Origin of the sequence: Kitasatospora sp. NPDC059803 (assembly GCF_042732255.1) — a bacterium.
Taxonomy (GTDB): domain Bacteria; phylum Actinomycetota; class Actinomycetes; order Streptomycetales; family Streptomycetaceae; genus Kitasatospora.
Window position 1 is genome coordinate 11,910 of the sequence record NZ_JBHWIJ010000206.1, and the last position, 3,815, is coordinate 15,724.

The window sequence follows — 3,815 nt, forward strand, 5'->3', positions numbered from 1 at the left end:
CGGGGGCGCGCGCGCGCGGCGGCGGCGCGGCGGCGGCGGGCGGGGGGGGGGGGGGGGGGGGGGGGGCGGGGGGGGCGGGGGGGGGGGGCGGGCGCCCCCCCCCCCCCCCCCGGTCCGGCGGAGGGTGGGGGCCCGAGCGTGCCGCAGTCCTGGTCGATGTCCTGGCTGACCGTGGAGACGCCGCTGCCCAGCGGCCCGATGCACATCGCCGTGACGCCGCTGGGCGTGGCGGCGGCCGGGTACGGCGGGCGGGACGGCGAACTGCCGCCGTGCACCGACGCGTCGAAGACCGCCGCCGTCCGGGACCGGATCGGCGCCTATCTGGCGGGCCGCAGCCGTGAGTTGGGCCTGCCGATCGACTGGAGCCTGAGCTCCGGCCCGCACCGCACCGTGCTGCGCACGCTCTGGCAGGAGGTGCCGTACGGCCGGACCGTCACCTACGGCGAACTGGCGTCCCTCAGCGGGGTGTTCGAGGACGTGGCCGAGCCCGGCCTGGCGGCGCGGACGGTCGGCCAGATGATGGCCGCCAATCCCGTCGCCCTGCTGGTGCCCTGCCACCGGGTGGTGGCGGCGGACGGGATCGGCGGCTTCGGCGGCGGCCGGGTGGGGATCGACGTGAAGCGCTGGCTGCTCACCCTGGAGGGCGTGCTGGAGCCGACGCTCGACTGGAACGGCCCGCTGTAGCACCGGGGTTGCCGTCGGCGCGGCCGCACCGAGTCCCGCAAGAGCCACGTGTGAGCCTCGCATGAGCCCCGCACGAGCCGCCCGCCGTCGGGTCCGGGCTACCGCTGCCGGACGAGGGAGACCGGGGCCGGCGCCCGGCGCGGCCGCACCGGCTGGATGCCGGAGACCAGCGTGTACTCGACGCCGTGCACGTCCGGATCCACCCCGGTGGGTTCCGGCTGTTCGCCGAGCGCCAGCCGGACGGCGTCCCAGGGCAGGTTGAGGCCGCACAGCCGCAGCTGGTGGAGCCCGGCGGCGGGCCGGGTGTTGACGTCGATCACCACCGGTCGCCCGGCCAGTTCGCGGAACTGGATGTTGGACAGGTACGCCATCCGGCTTGCCCCGACCAGGCGCCGGACCGGCTCCAGGTACCGCGGGTCGGCGGTGAAGCCGCGGCGGCGGCCCTCCTTGGTGCGGCCTACCACGGTGAGCGGGTGGCCGGCCCGGTCGGCGAGGCAGTCCACCGAGACCTCCGGCCCGTCCAGGTAGGGCATCACCAGCAGGTCGACGGGCTCGTCCCCCTCGTCCCCCGCGCCCGGTCCGGCGGACAGGGCGGCGGCCACCTGCTCGACCTGGACCCGGTGGTCCCAGCCGTGAAGCCGCCGTGGCCCGTACGGCTCCCGGGTGAGCACCCGGAAGCCCGTGCCGCCCGCGCCGGTGGTGGGTTTGAGGCAGGCGGTGTGCCCGGCGGCCTCGATCCGGCCGACGGCGTCGAGCAGTTCGTCGGCGGTGCGCACCCGCCACCAGGGCGGGGTGGGCAGTCCGGCGGCGGCGATCGCCCGGTAGCCGTCGGCCTTGCTGGTGTAGGTGGCGATGGCGGTGGCCGGAGGGCAGAGCAGGGTGGTGCCGATCGCCTCGAACTCCGGCCGGGCGAGGGCGATGGCGAGCTGGTGCAGCTGCGGGAGGAAGACGGTTATGGAGTGCCGGGCGCAGTAGTCGAGCGCGTAGCCGACGTAGGCGTCGGCGGGCAGGTCGGCGGGTTCCAGGGTGCCGTGGTCGGCGGCGGCGAGCACCGGGGAGTCGGGGTCGGCGTGGGTCGCGTGGACCGCCACCGGGCGAGGGGCGGTGCGGAGTTGTTCGATGAAGAAGACGTTCTCGGCGTAGGTGCGGTTGAGCCAGACACGGACGGGGGCTGTCAAGACTGCCTCCCAGGGCATGGGGTGACGAAGGGTCAGGGCTCGTGGTCGGCCGTGCTCGTCAACTGGCCTGGGGGCCCTGTGAGGTGGCACCTTAGCGGCCGGCTCCCCGGGCCTGGACGGGAGGGGTGCCGGGCGTGCGGGCGTCAAGGGGTGGCGACGGAGGGGGTGTCGATGGGGGAGGATGGGGGCCGGTATTCCCGATAAGTTCGAATAATTAATCGAACAGATATCGATCGGGTGATCCAGTCGTACTATTTGTTCGGTTATCCCGAACCACTCGAATGAGTGATTGCGGCATGCACCCGAATGGGCCCACCATGAAGCTGCAACATGAATGTGCAAGGCGACACTTCATCGGGCATGCGAAGGGCTCCCCCTATGTCGACCGAAACCAATGCCGGTGTTCCCGCGCCCAGCGCGCAACCGGAGATCCGGCAGCAGCAGAGTCTGAGCACGGCGGGTGCGCGGAACCTCGCCACGACCACCAAGTCCGCGCCGCAGATGCAGGGCATCAGCCCGCGCTGGCTGCTCAAGACGCTGCCCTGGGTGCAGGTGTCCGGCGGTACCTACCGGGTCAACCGCCGCCTGCGCCACTCGGTCGGCCGCGGTCGGGTGAGCTTCGTCAAGACCGGCTCCGAGGTGCGGATCGTCCCGCCGACGCTGGCCGAGGTGCCGGTGCTGCACGGCTTCCAGGACGAGGCCGTCCTGACGGAGCTGGCCGGGCGCTTCGTGCAGCGGGAGTTCGCCGCCGGCGACGTACTGGTCTCCGCCGGCGCGGCGATCAACGAGGTCTTCCTCATCGCGCACGGCAAGCTCGAACGGCTCGGCACCGGCAAGTACGGCGAGGAGACGGTGATCGGCACCCTCGCCGACGGCGACCACCTCGGCGACGAGGCCCTCCAGCAGGAGGAGGGCACCTGGCCGTACACCGTCCGGGCCGCCACCTCCGGCACCGTGATGGCGCTCTCCTGGCCCGCCTTCCAGGAGCTCCACGACCGCTCCGAGGCCCTGCAGCTGCAGGTCATCGAGTACCTGAACGGCTTCCAGCAGGCGCAGAACAAGCACGGCGAGGCCGCGATCGACCTCTCCGCCGGGCACCGGGGCGAGTACGAGCTGCCCGGCGCCTTCGTGGACTACGAGCTCAAGCCCCGCGAGTACGAGCTGAGCGTCGCGCAGACCATCCTCAAGGTGCACTCCCGCGTCGCCGACCTCTACAACCAGCCGATGAACCAGACCGAGCACCAGCTCCGGCTGACCATCGAGGCGCTGCGCGAGCGCCAGGAGCACGAGCTCGTCAACAACCCCGAGTTCGGCCTGCTGGAGAACGCCGCGTACGACCAGCGGATCCAGACCCACTCCGGCCCGCCCACCCCCGACGACATGGACGAGCTGCTCAGCCGCCGCCGCGGCACCAAGATGTTCCTCGCCCACCCCAAGGCCATCGCCGCCTTCGGCCGCGAGTGCAACAAGCGCGGCCTCGTCCCCGGCACGGTCGAGGTCGAGGGCAAGCACGTCACGGCCTGGCGCGGGGTGCCGGTCTTCCCGTGCAACAAGATCCCGGTCATCGGCGGGCACACCAGCTCGATCATGGCGCTGCGCGTCGGCGAGGACAACCAGGGCGTCGTCGGCCTGCACCAGACCGGAATTCCGGACGAGTACCAGCCGAGCCTTTCGGTGCGGTTCATGGGAATCGACGACAAGGCCGTCATTTCCTACCTGGTCAGCGCCTATTACTCCGCCGCGATTCTGGTCCCGGACGCGGTCGGCGTCCTGGAGAACGTGGACGTCGCGCAGCGCTAGGCCCTGTCCGGGCGAGTCTCAACCATTCCGGCCGGGCGCGCGATATCCGGGCACGCGCCCAGGCCCGGGCACCGGCCGACCGGAGCCGGTCGGAATTCCACGCCCCGGCGCCGGCGGCCCCCCACCCCCCCCCAGGCCCGGCGGCGCGCCCCG

Annotated in this window: 3 protein-coding genes; 2 read left to right on the forward strand and 1 reads right to left on the reverse strand. The window is 72.8% G+C overall.

All coding sequences use genetic code 11. From position 1 onward, the window contains the following. The first annotated feature begins 138 nt into the window (after positions 1-138). Positions 139-684 carry a methylated-DNA--[protein]-cysteine S-methyltransferase gene (locus ACFV6I_RS27435; protein ID WP_380428221.1) on the forward strand — a complete coding sequence of 182 codons (546 nt, stop codon included), beginning with the start codon at positions 139-141 and terminating at the stop codon, positions 682-684. Positions 685-782: 98 nt separating this feature from the next. Here the strand turns inward: ACFV6I_RS27435 and ACFV6I_RS27440 are convergent, their stop codons facing one another. Further along, the gene (locus ACFV6I_RS27440) at positions 783-1,862 is read right to left on the reverse strand and encodes an ATP-grasp domain-containing protein (RefSeq protein WP_380428223.1); all 1,080 of its coding nucleotides are present in this window, start codon (positions 1,860-1,862) and stop codon (positions 783-785) included. A gap of 378 nt (positions 1,863-2,240) precedes the next feature. Here ACFV6I_RS27440 and ACFV6I_RS27445 point away from each other — a divergent pair, with 378 nt between their 5' ends. Next, positions 2,241-3,662: a family 2B encapsulin nanocompartment shell protein gene (locus tag ACFV6I_RS27445; RefSeq protein WP_380428225.1), complete on the forward strand. Its 1,422-nt coding sequence runs from the start codon at positions 2,241-2,243 to the stop codon at positions 3,660-3,662. Positions 3,663-3,815: the final 153 nt, after the last annotated feature.

Excerpts from the sequence above, each read along its gene's own strand:
- ACFV6I_RS27445 (WP_380428225.1), top strand. The coding sequence starts at position 2,241 with ATGTCGACCGAAACCAATGCCGGTGTTCCCGCGCCCAGCGCGCAACCG.